This window comes from Nonlabens sp., from assembly GCF_051251825.1.
In the GTDB taxonomy this organism is placed as follows: domain Bacteria; phylum Bacteroidota; class Bacteroidia; order Flavobacteriales; family Flavobacteriaceae; genus Nonlabens.
This window is the reverse complement of the sequence record NZ_JBPOGG010000001.1, coordinates 540,651-560,974: the sequence shown is the minus strand read 5'-3', so window position 1 is coordinate 560,974 and position 20,324 is coordinate 540,651. Positions and strand designations below refer to the sequence as shown.

Genomic DNA, 20,324 nt, shown 5'->3' with positions numbered 1-20,324 from the left:
TTACTTCTTCCTCATTCCATCCAGCGTCTCACGTAATGCTGAAAAACTCGGTGTTTTATCTTGAAAAGCTTGTTTAAGTTGTGCTTTTTCGGCGTCGTTTGCTCCTATTTGCTCTAGCATGTTGACTATATGCATTTTCATATGTCCTGCCTGTATTCCTGTCGTCACTAAAGAATGTAAGGCCGCAAAATTCTGAGCTAGTCCACAAACAGCGGTTACTTTCATTAAGTCTTCGGCACTGGGATTTCCTAAAATTCGCATCGCCAGTTTAGAAAGTGGATGTAGCGACGTAAGTCCGCCTACGGTTCCTAGGGCTAGAGGGAAATCTGCTTCAAAGGTAAAAGTGTCATTCTCTACACGAGCACGAGTCAAACTTCTATACTGTCCATCCCGAGATGCATAAGCATGCACGCCAGCCTCTACGGCTCTAAAATCGTTACCAGTCGCTATCACCACAGCATCTATACCGTTCATGATTCCTTTGTTATGCGTCACCGCACGATAAGGTTCCACGGTTGCAATGTCCACCGCACGAGTAAATTTGCGGGCAAAATCGGCACCGCTTACACCATTTATCGTTCCTATTTCATCAATTTTACAAGAAACCGAAACATTTACAACACATTGCGGTACATAATTACTCAATATACTCATAATCACCTCTGGGGCATCGCTTGAAAATCCTTTAAATTCTGTAGCTTTTTCTCTGAACGTAGTCGCCAGTTGTTCCAGTGTGGTGTTGATGAAATTTGCACCCATCGCATCTTTGGTTTCAAAAGTCGCGTGCAACTGGTAGTAACCGTCTAGATTTTCTGTTTTGTTCACCAGTTCGAGCGACTGTAATCCACCGCCACGTTTTTTCATGCTGGCATTTATGGACTGGATGGATTGTAGTAAGTCCGCTTTCGCGAAAGCGTAAAACGCCTCCATCTCACTATTCAAACCGTGATACATTAAGTGCACCTGACCCGATTTTATGGTCGATTTAATTTGGGTTTTAAAACCACCACGTTCTAGCCAAAATTTAGCCGCTTTACTCGCCGCCGCAACGACCGAGCTTTCCTCGATTGCCATAGGAATAGTGACCAATTTATCGTCTATGAGAAAATTAGGCGCCAGTCCAAAGGGAAAGTAGTAGTTAGTAATCGTGTTTTCACTGAAACCGTCATGCAGTTCTTGCAGTTTTTTATCATCATTCCAGTATCGAGTAATAATATCGCTAGCGGTGGTGTCTCCATTAAAATAGGCAGTAACGAGCCAGTTAACTTTTTCTGTTTTAGAGAGTTTTGAAAAACCGATTACAGGTACATTCATTGAAAAATATTTAAGAGACAAAGATACAATTACGAGCGTTAATCCTTGTTTAAGGATTATAGCATAAACGGCGGGATTTTTGCTATTTTTTCTGTATACTTGATACTTTAACCCATTTTGAACATTTATGATTAAGAAGAGTCTTATTGCAGCTTTGTTTTTACTGACCAGTTCAGTGATGATAGCTCAAGAAAATATTACCGTAGAGGACATTTATACAGGCGAGTTTCGTACCGCTGGTTTACAATCTCTAGAATCTTTAAATAACGGTAAAGAGTACATCGTTCTCAATTATAATCGTGACCGCACTCAAACAATTGATAAATACAGCTATGCGACTGGCGAGAAAACAGGAACCTTAGTAAGTAGTGCCGATCTTAAAATGCCGATACGTTCTTACACGTTAAGCGATGACGAATCTCAAATGCTTATAGTTTCACAAAGCGAACAAATCTTTAGATACAGTTCTTATGATAAAGTGCATGTGTATGACATGAATACTAAGGAATTAACACTAGTAAGTGATGAACTCGTGCGCAGTCCAGCACTTTCTCCAGATGGTAAAAAAGTGGCTTATGTTTTTGAAAACAACATTTATTATAAAGATTTAATTACCGGTGCAACTACTCAGGTCACTAATGATGGCGTGGATAATAAATTGATTAACGGAGTTTCTGACTGGGTTTATGAGGAGGAATTTGCCATAGTGCGTGCTTATCAATGGAGTCCAGATAGTAAACAAATCGCTTTTATCTCTTTTGACGAGAGTGAGGTTCCAGAATTTTCTATGGATGTTTATGGCAGTGGATTGTATCAAAAGCAAGACGTTTTTAAATACCCTAAAGCTGGTGAAAAGAACGCAGTTGTAGGATTGCATGTGTATGACTTGCTTACGCGAAAACGTAATGAAATCAATCTGAATCGTAAAGAAGAGTTTTACATCGCTCGAATAAATTATTCGCCTAATGGGAAACTGGCTGCTCAAGTATTGAACAGACACCAAGATGTGCTTGACTTCTATTATGTAGATCGATCTGGTAATGCAAAAATCGCTTTTACTGAGAAAGACAAAGCTTATGTAGATGTAACCGATGATTTAACGTTCCTAGAAGACGGTAGTTTTTTATGGACCAGTGAAAAAGATAACTGGAGACATATTTACCACTATGATGCAAATGGTAACGAGAAAAAACAAATCACCAGCGGTAACTGGGATGTCACTTCTTACTACGGCTATGATGCTAAAAACAAGCGTATTTTCTATCAAAGCACAGAGGACGGAAGCATTAACCGTGGGATTTACTCAATATCTTTAAAAGGTAAAAAGAAGAAAAAATTATCTAACAGAATCGGTTCAAACAGTGCTTCTTTCAGTAGTGATTTTAGTTACTTTATAAATACTTATTCGAGTGCTACTACTCCACCAGTGTATACTTTACACGATTCTAAAAAAGGAAATCAGGTTAGAGAAATTCAAAACAACAGTGGTTTATTAGATAAATTAAAAGATTACAAATTTGCTCAAAAAGAATTTTCTACTATTAATGTGAATGGAAATGACTTGAACATGTGGACTATGAAACCAGCAGATTTTGATCCAAAAAAGGAATATCCGCTATTGATGTTTCAATACAGTGGTCCAGGTTCTCAACAAGTGGCTAATCGCTGGTATGGAGCAAATGACTACTGGCATAGTATGCTAGCCAACGATGGTTATGTGGTGATTTGTGTCGATGGACGTGGTACAGGTTACAAAGGAGCCGATTTTAAGAAAATGACACAAAAAGAGCTCGGTAAATATGAAGTAGAAGATCAAATAGCCGTTGCTAAAAAAATGGGCGCTATGGATTATATCGATAGTTCACGTATAGGAATATGGGGTTGGTCTTATGGAGGATTTATGAGTTCAAATTGTATACTTCAAGGAAATGATACTTTTAGTACCGCGATAGCGGTTGCGCCAGTAACTTCATGGAGATTCTATGATACCATTTATACAGAACGTTACATGACTACTCCACAAGAAAATGCAAGTGGATATGATGAGAACAGCCCTATGAGTCACGTAGATAAGCTTAAAGGAAAGTACTTACTCATACACGGTAGCGCAGACGATAATGTACACGTGCAAAACACCATGCGCATGGTAGAAGCACTTGTACAAGCAAACAAGCAATTTAACTGGGCGATTTATCCAGACAAAAATCACGGAATCTATGGAGGCAATACACGCATCCATTTATTCAATAAAATGACCGACTTTATTCACGATAATCTTTAAAATTCACTAACCTTAATTAAATAATCAAATGGAATATAAATTTGGTGGTTCGCTAACGAACCAGAAAACAGTTCTAGGACACCCGTCAGGACTCTTTGTTCTTTTCTTCACAGAGATGTGGGAACGCTTCTCATACTATGGAATGAGAGCGTTACTTGTACTTTTCTTAGTAGCATCAGTTTTTGACGAAGGTTGGGGCTGGGACCGAGCAGATGCATTAACTCTTTATGCTTTTTACACCGGGCTAGTTTATGTTACCCCAATATTTGGTGGATTAATAGCTGATAAGATTACAGGTTATCGTAAAGCTGTTGTAATAGGAGCTCTTTTGATGACTTTAGGGCATGCTTCTATGGCTTTAGAAGGACTTACAGGAACTTTCTTCTATCTAGGTCTAGTTTTACTTATTATAGGTAACGGAATGTTCAAGCCCAATATTTCTTCTATGGTAGGAAAGCTTTACAAAACTGAAGACAAAGAAAAAGATGCAGGTTACACTATATTTTATATGGGAATTAATGCAGGAGCCTTTCTAGGTATTCTACTTTGTGGATATATCGGAGAAACGGTGGGATGGCATTATGGATTTGGTCTCGCAGGTATCTTCATGTTTGTAGGAATGTTACAATTTTTCTTTGCGCAAGAAATATTTGGTAAAATCGGACTTTCTCCTAAAGATGCTGAAGATTTTGATGATGCAATGGAAGAAGCAATAGAAGAAACCGAAGATGCGATAGAAGACACTATAGATGAAGCTAAAAAATCTAAGGTAGTCTCTGATCGATTGATAGTAATTGGTGTTTTAGCGTTCTTTACTATATTTTTCTGGTGGGCGTTTGAACAAGCAGGTGGATCTATGACCATTTTTGCTGCAGACTATACAGACAGAGTTCTTGAAGGTGATGGTGCATTAATATTTAAAATATTCAACACGCTTCTTACCGTGATTCCTATGATTATTATCACATGGGTGTTGGCATTGTTATTCAAGCAAACTTTCTCAAAATTTGGATTATCAAATATTTTACTGGCACTAAGTTTTGTAATTATTTGGGCAATCGTGATATGGATGCTTTACCGACAGTTTACTGATCCAGCACCTGAAGTTCCAGCTTCATGGTTTGGTATTTTAAACTCATTCTTTATCATAGCATTTGCACCACTTTTCTCTAAGTTATGGGAAAGCAAATTGAATCCATCTGGTCCTGTTAAATTTGCAATTGGATTAATTCTATTAGGTATTGGTTTCGGAATTTTAGCATTTGGTTCTATGGGAATTCCGTTAGGAGCAAAAACTGCATCTGTAAGTATGATATTCTTAATTCTTGCTTACTTATTCCACACTTTAGGAGAGTTATGTGTATCTCCAGTAGGATTGTCTTATGTAAGTAAGCTTTCTCCAGGAAAATTAGTTGGATTAATGTTCGGTATATGGTTTGTTGCAAACTTTATAGCAAATACTGCTGCTGGTCTTACAGGTCGTTATATCGATCCAATTGTAGAAGACTATGGAATGGCAACATTCTTTATGATTTTTACAATCATTCCTATCGCCGCAGGATTTATTATGCTAGCGATAAGTAGATTACTTGTAAAAATGATGCACGGTATCAGATAATCGATAATCCCTTAATATTTTATAAAAAACGCACCACTTCGGTGCGTTTTTTGTTACCTTGAAATTCCAAAAAAGGAATACTATGAAATGGATGGTCGTTATGATGTTGTTCATCACTTCATTTGCCACAGCGCAAGTGAATTGGATGACTATGGATGAAGCACTTGCTGCCCAAAAAAAAGAGCCTAAAAAGATATTACTTAAAGCTTATACAAATACATGTCCAAATTGCAAATGGATGGAAAAACATGCCTTTGACAAACCAGCAATTTCTGCTTTTATTAATAAAAACTACTATCCTGTAAAATTTGATGTAGAAGGCATTGAAACCATTAATTACAAAGGAGCTACTTATAGTAATCCTATGAAAGAACGCTATAAAAACTCACAACATGAGTTTGCAGGTTTCATGCGCATTTTTGAGTATCCTACTCTAGTATTTTTTGATGAAACAGGACGCATTATCAATCCAGTTCCTGGAAAAATGGGACCTAAAAAACTAGAGATATACATCACCATGCTAGCCGACGAGACCTATAAATCCATTAATACCGGAAAAAAATGGGCAGACTATCAAGCTAATTTTGAGTACCTACTTCAAGGCGATTCAGAGTAATAGCACCTTTATCATAAGTGCTTAGAAAAGTTATACCACGCTTTTCACAAGTTGCTTTCCATCTATTTACGTAAGTGCGGTAGTTAGAACCATCAGCAATGATGATTTGTGGTTCTAGAGCGGTAATTACTTTATCGAGATGTAGTTGTGGTGAGTGTGAAAGCAACACTAGCGATGCTTTAGTTTCTAGAGGTATTATTCCAGATTCATCAATAATCACTATTTCCTGATTTGCAAAATTGACTTTGTTCCATAATGAATCAACTGTAATCGTTTTACCTCTATGAATGGTTGATGACTTGATGCGTTCCAAACTGGATTGAAACCTCAGAGAATCGATAGTATGAAAATCGACCAGTAGTTGCACCTCATCTTTATTACTTAAACTCATCACACTTCCCGATGCTTGATGCATAATAACAAATTGCTCTGTATTATGTTTCAACTTTTTAAAGGACTGAAAACCTATAAAAGCAATTAATGCCAGTATCGCTATATGAAAATTATAACCTGGCTTTCTCAATAGGACGCGTTCTCTTCTACTCTTGCGTACTGATCGATAAAAAAAGAGTGAGATACCTAACAGAAATAAGTAAATGAATAGTAATTCTATTTGATCTAAATAAACGTTTTTAATTATAAACTGATCATAAGAACTGATTCCTTCAACCACTTTAATAATCCATTCCAGACTTCTATTAAGTACTTCTACGAGCAAACCACTTGGGATTCCTATAAGTAGAAAGACCAATAAAGCAATTGATAACCCAATAATCAATGGTAATACCGGTAACAACAGCATATTTCCTAATAAAAACAGCCCAGGAAACTGATGGAAATAAAACAAACTCAGTGGTGCAACACCTATTTGAGCCGCTAGCGTTACGGTAAAGATTTGCCAAAAATAATCAACAGCTTTCCAGCGTGGTCGTTTAATGACATTATAAATTATGGGCTGAATTAAAACAATCGCTATAACCGCCGTGTAACTCAATTGAAAACCTACATGAAATAATAACTTAGGATTAATAATCAACAATACAAAAGCCGATAATGCCAAGCTGTGAAAAATAGAAGTCTTACGTTTCACATTCATTCCAATCGCAATGAAAGAAAACATAGTTACTGCTCTTAAAATGGACGGAGACATACCCGTAAGTAAAGCAAATATCCATAACAACACAATAATCACCGCACTCTGAATCCAGTTGCCATACTTGAATCTCTTCAACCAACTAGTGAGTCTTCTCAAAATCAATAAAATGATACCTACATGCAAACCACTTAATGCCAGGATGTGAATCACCCCAGCATCTCTGAAGCTTTGTGTTACAGTTTCGTCCACATTATTACGCTGCCCTAGAATCAACGCTTGAATCATACCTAGCGGTTTTTCTTTCAAGCCCGACTTTTCAAGTGCCATCATTAAATGTTCACGTAACCCTATAATCCAAGTTTTCTCGCTATCACTCGTGACTTTTAAGATTTGGTTCTCATCTACATAGATTTGTCCATAAACATCAATTAACTCAAGATATTCCTTATAATTAAAATCTCCTGGATTACGTTCATCACTTGCATTACTGATGTCATCATAAACGGTGAGCTCATCACCTAATTGATGAGAAACACTATCAGACTTTTTAAAAAGAATTAGTGCTTTTCCAGTTACAGTATTTCCATCGAGCTGCGATAATTCGGCATAAAAACGTTCATTATAAGCATTAGGATGTAGCTGGTCTGTGAGCTTAAAAGTGATAAGCTGTTCTTGAGCTGCAGTAATATGATTAGTAAAGTGTAGTTCTTTGTAAACAGGATTTTTACTACTCAAGTTTAAATATCCCATCGAGCAGAAGAATATTAAGGCAGAAATACTAAAAACCAACTTCAGCAAGAAAATTCTGCGGCTGAATGCGATGGAACCCAAAATGAAAAGAGTAGAAACCACTAAAATCCACAAGACATAACGGATTTGTAATTCTAGGAAATAACATATGACAATTCCTAAAATGTATGCAAAGAGTAACCTGTAAATAGGATAACCTAACCACTTCATGTGATGAAGTTAAGCTAATTAATCCAATCTTCCAGCGCTCAAATATGCGTTCAACCAGTAACCTTCATTCATCGTAGATACCATGACGCCACGTGATGTACTGGCGTGTATGAAGCTGACTTCGGCAGCTGTGGTGTTTACTACGAGACCTACGTGATTGACTCTAGTCTTATTTTTACCAGTGGCAAAAAACAGTAAATCACCTTTTTCAATCTTATTAAAACTCACTGGTTTTGCAGCATTGAACAAACTAGAACTCGTGCGTGGCACACTTTTCCCAGCCTCAAGAAAAGACACATGGATCAATCCACTGCAGTCCATTCCTTTTTTAGAAGATCCTCCATATTTGTATCGAGTTCCTTCATAACTCATTGCCGTTTCTATGACCTCTTTTACAAATGGAGCGTCTGTAGTTTTATCATTTTCTACAGTCGTAGGTGTTGAAGATGTACGTTTATCTTTGACTACTGTAGTTCCGTTACTACTGCTCGATGGTTTGTAGGTTCTACTAGGATAGCGTTTTGCTGCTTCCTTTTTAGTGGTAGCAATTCTAGGTTTTGAGCTTTTGCAAGAAGTATTTCCCAGTAGCAATAAACTGGTAAAAACGGCTACGATGGTTCTTTTAATTAAGGTTTTGGAATTACGCTTTCGCGAAAGCGTGTTCATAAAAATCATACTACTTCTGTGAATTTTTAATTATTAACGAAGCGACTTTATCACTGGCACCTACTCCACCGAGACGTTTCTCGAGTTCATAGTAGTCGGCAAAAATGCGGTTGCGTTGCGTAGGGTTGAGTATCAAATCCAGTTCTTTCTTAAGATTTGTGACGTTGAAATCTGTTTGAATAAGCTCCGTCACGACCATTTTATCCATAATGAGGTTCACGAGCGAAATGTAATCGAGTTTGATAATCATTTTTGCAATGCGATAAGAGATTGAGCTACCTTTATAACACACCACTTGCGGGATTTTAAATAGCGCCGTTTCTAGTGTTGCCGTTCCTGAGGTGACCAGTGCCGCGTGTGACAAACTCAACACGTCATAAGTGCGGTTCATGACCAGCGTCACATTTTCCTTTAAAAATGGTTTATAGAAACTCTCGTCCTGACCTGGAGAACCTGCAATTAAAAATTGATAATCGGGATATTGCTCTACCATTTGTAACATCACGCCCAGCATTTTACTGATTTCTTGTTTGCGACTTCCTGGTAATAGAGCGATTAATGGTCTGTCGTCTAAGTTGTGTTCTTTTAAGAATTCCTCGTGATTTACTTGCTCATGTTGCTTGATAGCATCTATGATAGGATGACCTACAAAATCTACCGGATAATTATGTTTTTGCTCATAGAAATCTTTCACAAACGGCAGTATCACATACATGTGGTTGATGTTTGCCTTGATAGTTTTTACACGACTCTCACGAGATGCCCATACTTGCGGACTAATATAATAATGAGTATTGAATCCTTGAGGTTTTGCCCATTTTGCGATGCGCAAGTTAAAACCTGAGTAATCCATGAAGATAAGCGCGTCTGGTTGATATCGAGTAATATCCTCTTTACAGTATTTAATATTCTTAAGTGCTGTTCCTAGTTTTTTAATCACTTCAGTGAAACCCATAATAGCACGTTCTTTATAATGCATGACTTGCTCGCCACCTGCGGCTTCCATCAAATCACCACCCCAAAAACGAAACTGAGCTTGAGCATCTTGCTTTTTTAACGATTTCATCAAATTTGCACCGTGTAAATCACCACTCGCCTCACCTACTATGATATAATACTTCATAAACTAGAATTCAAAATAAAGAACAGCGAGTGCTGCAAGAATGGTTGCCATTAAAACTCCACGTGCCTCATAAGGTTGTGCTGCTTTTTTAAATTTAAACAACTTAGTGGTCAAGAAAAAGAAAAACAACAGCAAATTCAAAATCGCTCCTAGCCCGATGAGTCCACCCATATAACCTTGTTCCACAGCTGTTTCCATCATAGTTTCAAAACTATATGGTGCAAAGAAATAAACGTATAAATAAATCCCTATACAATTTGCGATGATTCCTAAGAGGAATCCTTTAAACATTTTAGCTATCAAAATCCCATGTATTTAATTCACTTATATAATGATGTGCCGTTAGGTCATATTGTGTAGGCACTATAGAAATATAATTATGAGCGAGTGCCCATTCATCAGTATCTTCTCCTTTATCTTCATTTACAAACTTACCCGTTAACCAGTAATAATCTTTACCATAAGGATTAGTTCGTTTATCAAATTCTTCTACCCAGTGCGCATTTGCCTGACGGCATATTTTAATTCCTTTGATGTCTTCTCTTTTGGCTTTAGGAATATTTACATTAAAAACCACTCCACGTGCCATTCCGTTTTTAATCACATTTTCAATAATGGACTTGATGTGTGGTCGTGCGGCGTCAAAATCTGCATCGTGGTCATAGTCGCATAATGAAAAACCTATGGCAGGAATCCCTTCTATTCCAGCTTCTACTGCTGCACTCATCGTACCGCTGTAAATAACGTTTATAGCGCTATTACTACCATGATTGATACCGCTCAAGCATAAATCTGGTTTGCGATCTAGAATTTCATGACTTGCCATTTTCACACAATCCACTGGTGTACCACTGGTTGTATATTCTTTATGATCGTGATTGTGCCCTTTAAACTCTTTAACGTGTAAAGTATTATTAATGGTAATAGCATGCCCCATGGCGCTCTGTGGGCTGTCTGGAGCGACTACAACTACATTACCTAGTTCTCTAGCTACCTCTATAAGCATTCTTATTCCGGGCGCTGTGATGCCGTCATCATTAGTCACTAGAATAAGTGGTCTTTCTTTATTTTCCATATTATTTTTAACGAGGTTAAAATTAAGTAAATTAGCAATAGGAAGTGAAACTCTTGTATTACATTGTGCGATATAAAGTGGCACGATTTTTACATATTAGAAAAGACAAATGAACACAGTTATGAATTTTATTAAAAATAACGTGGCGATAGCCATATTAGTCTTATTTGCAGCGACAGCAAGTTGCAGTTTTACTAACGATATAGATCCAGGTGATAAGGATAAAGAGGAATTGCTTATCAATTTAATATCTCATGTACTGGAACGTAATCATTATTCCCCAGCTCAACTTACAGATGATTTCTCTAAAAAAGTATTTAAAAACTTTATAAATGATCTAGATCCTGCAAAAAGATATTTTTTACAATCTGACTATGATGAGTTTGCTACCTACGAACTTTTACTAGATGATGAGATTAGAGATAGCAAAGTGGACCTATTCACACTAGCTTATGAACGTCTTGAAAAAAGACGCGGTGAGTCTGAGAAGATATTTACAAGTGTAATTAAGGAACCTTTCGATTTCTACAAAAAAGGAGAAATGATGAATACGGATTATGAAAATATCCCGTACGCAAAAAATACAGAAGAACTTAAAGAACACTGGCGCAAACTCTTAAAATTTAGCGCATTAAGCAATTACTACGATAAGTTAGAAGAACAAAAAGACAAACCAGCAGCCGAAAAGAAAAGCACAACTGATATCGAAAAAGATGTGCGTGATGAAGTAAAGCGTTCTATGGAGGAAAATTTTGACCTCAATAAAGATATCGAGCGCATGGATTATTTTTCTTTTTACTTGAATAGCATTTTAACTTATTTTGATCCTCATACTAGTTACTTAGCACCACAAACTAAAGATCGTTTTGATACCGCTATGAGTGGAAAGTTAGAAGGAATAGGAGCTCGATTGCAAAAGAAGATGGATTACATCAAAGTTGTAGAGATCATATCTGGTGGACCAGCATGGCGCAGTGAAGAGCTCGAAGTAGGTGATATTATTATGAAAGTCGCACAGCAAAATGATACCGTTGCTACAAGTATAGTGGGAATGCGTATAGGTGATGCTGTGGATTTGATTAAAGGCCCTAAAGGCAGCAATGTTATTCTTACTCTCAAACGTGTAGATGGAACAATAGAGGACATTACGTTAACGAGAGACATCGTAGAGATTGAAGAAACTTTTGCTAAGTCGGTTATTGTTAAGGATCCAGCTGGAAGCATTAATTATGGCTTGATCAATCTACCTAAATTCTATTTTGACATGGAAAATAGAAACGGTAGAGCATCTGGTGACGATATTAAGAAAGAAATAGAACGCTTAAAAGCTCAAGGCATGGAAGGTCTTGTACTAGACTTGCGTAATAATGGTGGTGGATCTTTAAGAGAAGTCATAGAGATGGCAGGCTTATTTATTGAAGAAGGACCAGTTGTTCAAGTCGCCCTTAAAAATCATAAAACGCAAACCTATAGCGATACTGATTCTAGTATAATCTGGGATGGACCGTTAGTAATAATGGTAAATGAACTATCTGCTAGTGCATCTGAGATTCTTGCAGCGGCGTTACAAGATTATGAAAGAGCTGTAATTATAGGTTCCAAACAGACTTTTGGAAAAGGAACTGTACAGAATTTTGAAGACTTGAATAGATGGGTAAGAAATGGAGACCTAGGAGATCTAGGTGCCATTAAATTAACTACTCAAAAATTCTATCGTATCAACGGTAAAAGCACACAATTAGAAGGCGTAAAAAGTGATATAGTTACTCCAGATCGTTATACTTACATAGAAATAGGAGAACGCGATGAAGAATTCCCATTACCTTATGATGAGATTCCAGCAGCTTCTTATTCTAAGTATAATAAGTACATAGATTATAACACTACCATTGCAAAATCTCAAGCGCGTATCGCCTCAAACGAGACTTTTAGCCTCATAGATTTGAACGCAAAATGGATGAGCGAGCAACGTGAGGAGAATGTAATTCCTCTTAACTATGAAGATTATAAAGAACGCCTAGAGCGTCTTGAAAAAGAAACTGAACAGTTTAAAAAACTTGAGGAATATAAAAACGATCTTTCTTTTGAATATGTGGACTATGAAAAGAAATTAATCGTGACTGACACTTTACTAGGACAAAAGCGTGAACGCTGGCACAAGAATCTTTCACAAGATGTGTATCTTGCCGAAGCAATTAACGTACTCAAAGATTTGAAAATGTCTAACATTCAAAACTCAGGAGTTTCCACTATTAAAAATTAATGTCACATAAATCGGCATCATTAACGACTCTAGCGCTCCAAAAATTCAAGCGGAATTTTTGGGGCGTTTTGAGTTTAAGTGTGATTCTTATTTATGCACTTATTGCATTGTTTGCCTACCTCATCGCACCCGATGATACACAGAACGCAAACCAAATGCATCTTTCTATCCTCTCACAACCTCCAGGTTTTAAAGTGGATATGCTGCAACTTCCCATAAGCGATGAACCTGCACAATTCATGGACTGGTGGAATGGAAAAAAAGCACAAGTAGAGGAAATTCCCTTTGCCGATTTGAAGCAGGAAAACGGTTCCATTTTCTACAGACCTTATGACGTAGATGGAAACGCACTGGAGTTTCGGCCTGTAAAAATGAATGGAATAGCTGGGATGGAATTATCTCGCTTTCGCGAAAGCTACACCACGCAAAAAACTTTCTTACTAGGAACAGATAAATACGGTCGTGATCTTCTCAGTCGTATGATGATAGGCGCTAGAATAAGTATTTCTATAGGTTTTGTAGCTGTTTTTATTTCGTTAGTTATAGGTATTGCGCTGGGTGCGATTGCGGGATATTTTGGCGGTGTGATCGATAATATCATCATGTGGTTGATTAATGTAACTTGGTCTATTCCTACTTTATTAATGGTGATTGCTATTAGTATTGCGCTGGAAAAAGGATTTTTTACCGTTTTCATTGCTGTAGGATTAACTATGTGGGTAGAAGTGGCTCGTGTCGTGCGCGGCCAAATGATTGTTGCAAAAGAATATCAATACGTCACCGCAGCTCGTGCTTTAGGATTTAATGATTATAGAATTATAAGCAAGCACATTTTGCCTAATATTATGGCGCCTATTATTGTGATAAGCGCAGCAAACTTTGCCGCAGCGATTCTTATAGAAAGCGGTTTAAGTTTTCTAGGAATAGGCGCACAACCACCTATGCCTAGTTGGGGCAGCATGATAAAAGACCACTATCAGTACATCATTCTCGATAAGGCTTATCTTGCACTCGTGCCAGGAATAGCCATCATGACGCTCGTTATGGCATTTATGCTATTGGGAAATGCGCTTAGAGATGCGCTCGATGTAAAAACCACTTAATTATGAAAAAGTCCATTTATGTAATTCTTCTAGTCATCATTGCAGTCGTTTTTTATTTTTATGAAACGCAACGCAATGAAGAGGTTTCTCAACATATTCTAGAGCAAGAAGACCATCAAACTGCTCAACAACAAGACGCCGACGGTTTTAAACCACTATCGCGCAAAGACTTTTTACCTAGTTCTACTAATCAGGTGATTCATCACAGCACTTACAGTTTATCTTACAATGAAAAACACGAGCAAGCAGAATGGACGGCTCACGTTTTAAAGGAAAGTGACATCACAAATAATGATTTTAAAAGACCTTATTTTGAAGTTGATGATAAAGTAAAAACAGGTGCTGCTCACTGGCGCAACTATAAAAAAAGCGGTTATGATCGCGGTCATCTAGTTCCAGCAGGAGATCGTACTGGCAGTAAAAAAGTATATGAAGAAACATTTTTAACGTCAAACATAAGCCCACAGGAGCATGAATTTAATGCTGGTTTATGGAACCGTTTAGAGCAAAAAACTCGTTACTATGCAAAACGCTATGACGAACTTTATATAGTCACCGGTCCGGTTTTTAAAGGAAAGATGGATGAAATAGGAACTGAAAACGTCACAGTACCATCTGCTTTTTATAAAATCATTTATAGACAAGATGAAAGTGGTAATGGCAAAATGCTTGCTTTTTTAATGCCGCATCAAGCCAGTAATAGTCCTATATACGATTATGTAACTTCAGTAGATGAAATTGAAAAGCAAACAGGAATAGATTTCTTCTCGCAGCTGCCTGATGATATTGAGAACCAGATGGAAGCTTCTAGTAGTAGTAAAGGTTGGTAATTCCTAATTAAGGATTCACCTGAAAATGAATATGATCATCATGCCTCACAGCGTGACAGCCATGGAATCTCAATTTAGATTTTATATTTCTAATTCCTAACCTTTTGATAAGGTGCGGTTCTATAAAGACCTTTTGCACTTTACTATGGGACTGTATATTTTCAATAAGTATTTTAGTTTGAGCTTGATTTAAACTCAGTGTTTTATCTACTTGGATTCCTAAATAACCTGCATAACCATATTGCCAGTATCCAGCATCTTCACAAATTTGAGTTTGATTGATTTCGTTTTCTTGTGGTGCTTCATAAATTCCGTAACCTGTTAAGGAAGGATTAGGATTATTATGAGAGACTCCGCTGGCATCTTTATAGACAAAGGCAACATCTATTTTCCTTCCATCATTATGACTTAAATGTGGCAGCAATGGAAAACCATCTATAAATGGAAAACCAGCGTCTAGATAGACTATTTTCATTCCATGATCTGGAGATAGCTTATAGACTCCAGAAACATCTTCAAGAACATTGTACAAATCATTGCGCACATAATTGCGGCATAACAACACGTATCCTAAATTATGGGGCTGTATGGTTTCATGATACACAGGAAGCATTTTGCGATTCCCTAGCGCAGCCGTAAATGGAACAATCGTGAAGACACAAAAAACATAAATTAGAAGATAAGCAGTAAACCTTTTCCACAGCTTCCACTCTGAGTTACGATATTTAAAATAACCGAATACTGCAATCCAAATGAATCCTCCTACTTGAGTGATAAGTGTCAACAAAACAACAATGAAGATATGTGCTGCCGCTCTTAAAAATTTCATGCGATCTTATTAATGCTCATAGCTCATTCTATGACCGTCAAGCTTCACAAAAATGAAAAGTAAAATAGTAAAACCCCATAATCCACTACCACCATAACTCATAAAAGGAAGCGGTATTCCCACCGTAGGCAATAGACCTAGTACCATTCCTATATTCACAAAAAAGTGAATGAAGAAAATTCCAGCGACGCTATAACCATAAATGCGTGCAAATTGATTGCGCTGTCGCTCTGCCATAATAATAAGGCGGTAACTCAGTGCCATGAATAAAATGATCACCAGTCCAGCACCCATAAAGCCCCATTCTTCTCCTATAGCGCTGTAGATAAAATCAGTTTCTTGCTCTGGCACAAAACCACCTTGAGTTTGGGTTCCTTCTAGCAAGCCTTTTCCTGTAAAACCACCACTACCTACAGCAATCACACTTTGATTGATGTTATATCCTACTCCTTGATTATCTTCCACTCTACCCAGCACGATGTCGATACGATTTCTGTGACGATCCTCCAGTAAATTATTAAAAATATAATTTGTTGAAAGTGAATACAGCACACATAGTCCTGAGATGATTAAAAATAAAGCTATTCTAGGTTTGGGTAATCTTTGTTTGTGTCTTCGCTTTCGCGAAAGCATATACAACACAACCATTACAACTGTAATTATTACTGCAATCCACCAATTTCCTAAAAGCAGCGTTCCTAAAAATAATCCAACGGCAACGAGCACTAAACTGAGATACCAAAGCGATAATCCTTCTCGATGTAAGGCAAAGAAAAATGCGCCATAAACAAGTGCACTACCAGGATCGGGCTGCGGAATTATAAATAAAGCAGGCAGTGCAATGATGAGTCCTACTATTAGTAAATCTTTAGTGTTTTTTAATGAGATATTAATACCGCTCAAGAATTTTGAGACGGCAAGTGCTGTGGCTGCTTTTGCAAACTCGCTAGGCTGTAAGGTCATACTGCCTATGGAATACCATGATTTTGCACCATTAATTTCTTTACCAAAAACAAATAATCCTAACAAAGAAAGCAGGGAAATAATATAAATAATACTACCGAATCGTTCAAAAAACTTGACATCCATGGCCAGTATAAACACAACGATGAGAAAAGCAAGTCCTATCCAGACGATTTGCTTTCCATACAATTCATCCATGTCAAAAATGCTCCCATATTCTGTAACCTGCGCAGCAGAGTATATGCTTATCCAACCTATAAAGATGAGTGTTGCATAGATGAGAATGATGTACAAATCAAACCTTGGCTTATCTCCTATTCCCATGTTAAGGTTTTAGAGTATTAGACTCAGGTTGTGCTTTTACTTCAGGTTGAATTAATCCTTGATCTACTCTAGGATTAATTTCAAATGGTTCACCACTATAAGGTTTCTCATATTCATATTCCAGACTATGAGTCAATAGATAAGTTTCTAAATCCTTGCGTGTGATCTCGCCTTTAATGTGCTTTTCAATCATTAAACTAGCGATTTTTGCGGCGTATCGAGAACCCCAATATCCATTTTCCACAAAAACGGCAATCGCTATTTGTGGATCATCCTTAGGAGCAAAAGCTATAAAAACCGAGTGATCTGTAAGCTGTGTTTTCTTACCATCTATCTTCATGAAATTTTCTACTGTTCCTGTTTTACCACAAATTTCTACACCTGGAATTTTAGCATATTTTGCCGTTCCTGTCGTGTAAACTGAGGTCATACCTTCAACTACTGGTTCAAAATGTTTAGCTTCTACTGTAGTATAATTTTTTACCGTATAATCAGGATTATCGATAGGCACTCCATTTATAGCTTTTATAATATGTGGCCTATAGAAATAACCTCTGTTTGCTATAGCGGCAGTCATATTTGCGAGTTGGATAGGTGTAGTAATCACTTCACCTTGACCTATGGCGTTTGATATAGTCGTAGGTGCGTACCATTTATATTTATACCTATCGCTGTAATATTTCCCATTAGGTATCAAGCCTTTTTTACCTACTGGAAGATCGTATCCCAAATAATTCCCTAGTCCAAAACTTGTCACATGTTTATTCCAATTATCCATTCCTTGCTCTGGAGTATCGGCTTTTTCTATAATTCTTCTGTACACTTGGGCAAAATAAGCATTACAAGATTCTGATATTCCCGTATCAAGTGCGAGTGGTGATTTGTGACTGTGACAACCTAGCGGCTTTCTACCTCCATAATCATATCCATGTCTACAGGTTAATTTTTCAGTAGTGGTAATCACGCCTTCTTGTAATCCTACTAAAGCATTAATTACTTTGAAAGGAGAACCTGGAGCATACTCAGCTTGTAGCGCACGATTAATTCCTGGTTTTTTAACGGTATCATTAAATATGAGTACTGAATTTTTTGAGCGATCACGACCCATTAATAGTGCTGGATCATAATAAGGTGCCGTCACAAGAGTAAGAATCTCACCGGTTTTAGGTTCAATAGCAACGATCCCACCACGCTTATTTTGCATCAATAATTCTGCATAGGCTTGTAAATCATTATCTAGGGTTACGGTTAAATCTGCACCGGTTTCTGGTATGGTATCATATCTTCCATTCTCATAAGATTCTTTGGCTCGGCCATAATGATCTCTTATAAAATGCTTGACTCCTTTTTTACCGCGTAATTCATTTTCATATTGCAATTCTATTCCAGCTTTCCCAGATAAATCTCCTGATATATATCGTGGGTTCTTCTTTACCTCTAACGGACTCACTTCCCTAATGTAACCCAAAACACTTGCACTATGATTCACTTCATACTTGCGCAGCGAGCGTTTTTGGGCATAGAATCCAGGAAATTTGCGCAGTCGCTCTTGTAATGGCGCATATTCCTCTTGCGTGAGTTGAGGCATGATTACACTACCCTTTTGCCAGGACCATTTTTTGGCATCGGCGATTTTTGATATCAATCGCTTTTTATCCATTTGAAGTAGTGCACAAAGTTGTAAAGTGTCAAATTTCTTTACTTCTTTAGGAGTCATCATGATGTCATAAGCCACTTGGTTTGCAACCATCAAATCACCATCACGATCATAGATAAAACCACGCTCAGGAATGTCGTAAACACTTTTCACAGCGTTTAATTCTGACTTGAGTTTATAAGTGTCTCCTTTTAAAACTTGCAAATAGAATATTCTTCCCAACAAGGTGAATCCTACAACCGAAACTAAAAAGAATAATAAGAGTTTTCTCATGACCTAGTACGCAATCCAAATAACACAAATAATATCACACCCATAAAGATAGTGGATAATCCAATGAACAACGTCATTTGAAGTACTTGAAGTACTTGGCTCATGTTAAAATAAATAAGAGTAAACAACACGAGATGATGCAACAAAACGCTTAGAGCAAGCAACAATGCAAAACGATCTAGCGGTGATTTAATCACTTTCAGGTTTTTAGTAAGATAACCTTGCCCATAAACCAGCTTGAGTAAGACAGGTCGTAAAAATGCCAAAGTTAACGACGCAGCAGCATGCGCGCCTCCAGTATCTTGAAAAGTATCTACAATAAGACCTAGAATAAATGCAATAATTAAAAACGACCATCTATTATTATCTACTGGATATAAAACAACAAACAGTACATAAACCAGCGGACAAATGTATCCTAAGAAATCAACCTGATCCATCACAAATACTTGTAACAGCAGTAATCCTATAAACCGCAATACGTTATTGAGTAAATCGCTATTCATGGTTCTGAACAGTTAAGGTGTCAATAACTTGTAACGCTTGTTTATCTCTGTTCTTAATGACATATGCTGTTCCTAAATTTGTCATATCATTAAACAGTTCCACATCTATCTGGTAACGACTGCCATTTTCTACAAGTTGTGCATTTTTAATAGTTCCTATTAAAATATCTGGCGGGAATGTAGTGGATTGTCTTCCAGTAACAATAGTGTCTCCTTGTTTTACTTGTGCAAGTCTAGGCACATCTATCAATGACATCACATAAGGATCATTTCCATCCCATGTTAATGAACCTATGACATTGCTACCCTTTATTTGAGCATTAAGTGACATGTCAGAGTTGAGAATAGAAATAACTCTAGAGAATCGTTTATTTGATATATCTATTATCCCTACGATTCCGTCTGTAGTAATCACGCCCATATCTACTTTTACTCCTTGATTACTTCCTATATCTAAGGTTATAAAATTGTTCCTTTTACTATAATCATTTTTAATAACTCGAGATGGAAATACTTTAAAAGGCACACTATCAGTAAAAACAAATGTGGTTTCTTGACCTAACAATGTGTCACCGCTGGCAAGGTTTTTCATGCGCAATGAAGCATTTTCTAAACGTAAACGTTCATTTTCTTCTTTTAAATCAAAGTATTCATAAATATTACTACGTGAGTTCAAAAATGAACCCGTAATATTTCCTGTAGAGTGCACAAAGGAATTGCGATGATAACTATGCGACTGAATTGTAAAAACAAGAGCTACCAACAATAAGCTCAAATAGAGCAGCAAGTTTCTGTACTTGATCAGAAAATTGATAATTTGCTGCATC

General features: G+C 37.2%; 17 protein-coding genes. 6 read left to right on the top strand and 11 right to left on the bottom strand.

What is annotated here, in order from left to right:
* Positions 1-1,314 (bottom strand): hydroxymethylglutaryl-CoA reductase, degradative, encoded by a 1,314-nt coding sequence (locus ACSHWW_RS02365; protein WP_435680797.1) that lies wholly within the window; start codon positions 1,312-1,314, stop codon positions 1-3.
* A 127-nt stretch (positions 1,315-1,441) separates the two neighbouring features.
* Between ACSHWW_RS02365 and ACSHWW_RS02360 the strand changes: the two genes are divergently transcribed.
* The 3 genes from ACSHWW_RS02360 to ACSHWW_RS02350 all read left to right on the top strand — a co-directional run bounded on the left by ACSHWW_RS02360 (position 1,442) and on the right by ACSHWW_RS02350 (position 5,829).
* Complete coding sequence (locus tag ACSHWW_RS02360; protein ID WP_435680796.1) at positions 1,442-3,595, top strand: S9 family peptidase; 2,154 nt, start codon at positions 1,442-1,444, stop codon at positions 3,593-3,595.
* A 28-nt stretch (positions 3,596-3,623) separates the two neighbouring features.
* On the top strand, positions 3,624-5,213 hold the full coding sequence (locus ACSHWW_RS02355) for a peptide MFS transporter (RefSeq protein ID WP_435680795.1): 1,590 nt from the start codon (positions 3,624-3,626) through the stop codon (positions 5,211-5,213).
* 82 nt (positions 5,214-5,295) lie between these two features.
* Positions 5,296-5,829 (top strand): thioredoxin family protein, encoded by a 534-nt coding sequence (locus tag ACSHWW_RS02350; RefSeq protein WP_435680794.1) that lies wholly within the window; start codon positions 5,296-5,298, stop codon positions 5,827-5,829.
* On the opposite strand, the gene ACSHWW_RS02345 is transcribed toward ACSHWW_RS02350, so the two are convergent.
* Genes ACSHWW_RS02345 through surE form a run of 5 tightly spaced genes read right to left on the bottom strand, consistent with a single transcriptional unit; the run spans position 5,792 to position 10,749 of the window.
* Positions 5,792-7,885 carry a ComEC/Rec2 family competence protein gene (locus tag ACSHWW_RS02345; RefSeq protein ID WP_435680793.1) on the bottom strand — a complete coding sequence of 698 codons (2,094 nt, stop codon included), beginning with the start codon at positions 7,883-7,885 and terminating at the stop codon, positions 5,792-5,794. The genes ACSHWW_RS02350 and ACSHWW_RS02345 overlap by 38 nt on opposite strands.
* A gap of 18 nt (positions 7,886-7,903) precedes the next feature.
* Positions 7,904-8,560: a C40 family peptidase gene (locus ACSHWW_RS02340; protein ID WP_435680792.1), complete on the bottom strand. Its 657-nt coding sequence runs from the start codon at positions 8,558-8,560 to the stop codon at positions 7,904-7,906.
* Position 8,561: 1 nt separating this feature from the next.
* Positions 8,562-9,674, bottom strand: a complete 1,113-nt coding sequence (gene lpxB, locus ACSHWW_RS02335) for a lipid-A-disaccharide synthase (protein ID WP_435680791.1) — start codon at positions 9,672-9,674, stop codon at positions 8,562-8,564.
* A 3-nt stretch (positions 9,675-9,677) separates the two neighbouring features.
* Positions 9,678-9,965: a hypothetical protein gene (locus ACSHWW_RS02330; protein WP_435680790.1), complete on the bottom strand. Its 288-nt coding sequence runs from the start codon at positions 9,963-9,965 to the stop codon at positions 9,678-9,680.
* Position 9,966: 1 nt separating this feature from the next.
* Positions 9,967-10,749, bottom strand: coding sequence for a 5'/3'-nucleotidase SurE (gene surE, locus ACSHWW_RS02325; protein ID WP_435680789.1), 783 nt, complete (start codon positions 10,747-10,749; stop codon positions 9,967-9,969).
* Positions 10,750-10,870: 121 nt separating this feature from the next.
* Between surE and ACSHWW_RS02320 the strand changes: the two genes are divergently transcribed.
* Genes ACSHWW_RS02320 through ACSHWW_RS02310 form a run of 3 tightly spaced genes read left to right on the top strand, consistent with a single transcriptional unit; the run spans position 10,871 to position 14,945 of the window.
* The gene (locus ACSHWW_RS02320; RefSeq protein WP_435680788.1) at positions 10,871-13,012 is read left to right on the top strand and encodes a carboxy terminal-processing peptidase; all 2,142 of its coding nucleotides are present in this window, start codon (positions 10,871-10,873) and stop codon (positions 13,010-13,012) included.
* Positions 13,012-14,115 (top strand): ABC transporter permease, encoded by a 1,104-nt coding sequence (locus ACSHWW_RS02315; protein WP_435680787.1) that lies wholly within the window; start codon positions 13,012-13,014, stop codon positions 14,113-14,115. The genes ACSHWW_RS02320 and ACSHWW_RS02315 overlap by 1 nt, the downstream gene beginning before the upstream one ends.
* 2 nt (positions 14,116-14,117) lie before the next feature.
* Entirely contained in the window at positions 14,118-14,945 is an 828-nt protein-coding gene (locus ACSHWW_RS02310) for a DNA/RNA non-specific endonuclease (protein WP_435680786.1), read from the top strand.
* 7 nt (positions 14,946-14,952) lie between these two features.
* Here the strand turns inward: ACSHWW_RS02310 and ACSHWW_RS02305 are convergent, their stop codons facing one another.
* Genes ACSHWW_RS02305 through mreC form a run of 5 tightly spaced genes read right to left on the bottom strand, consistent with a single transcriptional unit; the run spans position 14,953 to position 20,323 of the window.
* Positions 14,953-15,774, bottom strand: a complete 822-nt coding sequence (locus tag ACSHWW_RS02305) for a hypothetical protein (protein ID WP_435680785.1) — start codon at positions 15,772-15,774, stop codon at positions 14,953-14,955.
* A 9-nt stretch (positions 15,775-15,783) separates the two neighbouring features.
* Positions 15,784-17,061 carry a rod shape-determining protein RodA gene (rodA, locus tag ACSHWW_RS02300; RefSeq protein WP_435680784.1) on the bottom strand — a complete coding sequence of 426 codons (1,278 nt, stop codon included), beginning with the start codon at positions 17,059-17,061 and terminating at the stop codon, positions 15,784-15,786.
* Between the two features lies 1 nt (position 17,062).
* A complete protein-coding gene (mrdA, locus tag ACSHWW_RS02295) occupies positions 17,063-18,991 on the bottom strand; it encodes a penicillin-binding protein 2 (RefSeq protein WP_435680783.1) in 1,929 nt (642 codons plus the stop codon).
* Positions 18,988-19,497 carry a hypothetical protein gene (locus tag ACSHWW_RS02290; RefSeq protein ID WP_435680782.1) on the bottom strand — a complete coding sequence of 170 codons (510 nt, stop codon included), beginning with the start codon at positions 19,495-19,497 and terminating at the stop codon, positions 18,988-18,990. Before ACSHWW_RS02290 ends, mrdA begins: the two co-directional genes overlap by 4 nt.
* Positions 19,490-20,323 carry a rod shape-determining protein MreC gene (gene mreC, locus ACSHWW_RS02285; RefSeq protein WP_435680781.1) on the bottom strand — a complete coding sequence of 278 codons (834 nt, stop codon included), beginning with the start codon at positions 20,321-20,323 and terminating at the stop codon, positions 19,490-19,492. The genes ACSHWW_RS02290 and mreC overlap by 8 nt, the downstream gene beginning before the upstream one ends.
* Between the last annotated feature and the right edge of the window lies 1 nt (position 20,324).

Coding starts and splice junctions, on each gene's coding strand:
- ACSHWW_RS02365 (WP_435680797.1), bottom strand. CDS start 1,314: ATGAATGTACCTGTAATCGGTTTTTCAAAACTCTCTAAAACAGAAAAA.
- ACSHWW_RS02330 (WP_435680790.1), bottom strand. CDS start 9,965: ATGTTTAAAGGATTCCTCTTAGGAATCATCGCAAATTGTATAGGGATT.
- ACSHWW_RS02310 (WP_435680786.1), top strand. CDS start 14,118: ATGAAAAAGTCCATTTATGTAATTCTTCTAGTCATCATTGCAGTCGTT.
- ACSHWW_RS02305 (WP_435680785.1), bottom strand. CDS start 15,774: ATGAAATTTTTAAGAGCGGCAGCACATATCTTCATTGTTGTTTTGTTG.
- mreC (WP_435680781.1), bottom strand. CDS start 20,323: ATGCAGCAAATTATCAATTTTCTGATCAAGTACAGAAACTTGCTGCTC.
- ACSHWW_RS02360 (WP_435680796.1), top strand. CDS start 1,442: ATGATTAAGAAGAGTCTTATTGCAGCTTTGTTTTTACTGACCAGTTCA.
- rodA (WP_435680784.1), bottom strand. CDS start 17,061: ATGGGAATAGGAGATAAGCCAAGGTTTGATTTGTACATCATTCTCATC.
- ACSHWW_RS02315 (WP_435680787.1), top strand. CDS start 13,012: ATGTCACATAAATCGGCATCATTAACGACTCTAGCGCTCCAAAAATTC.
- ACSHWW_RS02355 (WP_435680795.1), top strand. CDS start 3,624: ATGGAATATAAATTTGGTGGTTCGCTAACGAACCAGAAAACAGTTCTA.
- ACSHWW_RS02345 (WP_435680793.1), bottom strand. CDS start 7,885: ATGAAGTGGTTAGGTTATCCTATTTACAGGTTACTCTTTGCATACATT.
- mrdA (WP_435680783.1), bottom strand. CDS start 18,991: ATGAGAAAACTCTTATTATTCTTTTTAGTTTCGGTTGTAGGATTCACC.
- surE (WP_435680789.1), bottom strand. CDS start 10,749: ATGGAAAATAAAGAAAGACCACTTATTCTAGTGACTAATGATGACGGC.
- ACSHWW_RS02340 (WP_435680792.1), bottom strand. CDS start 8,560: ATGATTTTTATGAACACGCTTTCGCGAAAGCGTAATTCCAAAACCTTA.
- ACSHWW_RS02320 (WP_435680788.1), top strand. CDS start 10,871: ATGAATTTTATTAAAAATAACGTGGCGATAGCCATATTAGTCTTATTT.
- lpxB (WP_435680791.1), bottom strand. CDS start 9,674: ATGAAGTATTATATCATAGTAGGTGAGGCGAGTGGTGATTTACACGGT.
- ACSHWW_RS02350 (WP_435680794.1), top strand. CDS start 5,296: ATGAAATGGATGGTCGTTATGATGTTGTTCATCACTTCATTTGCCACA.
- ACSHWW_RS02290 (WP_435680782.1), bottom strand. CDS start 19,497: ATGAATAGCGATTTACTCAATAACGTATTGCGGTTTATAGGATTACTG.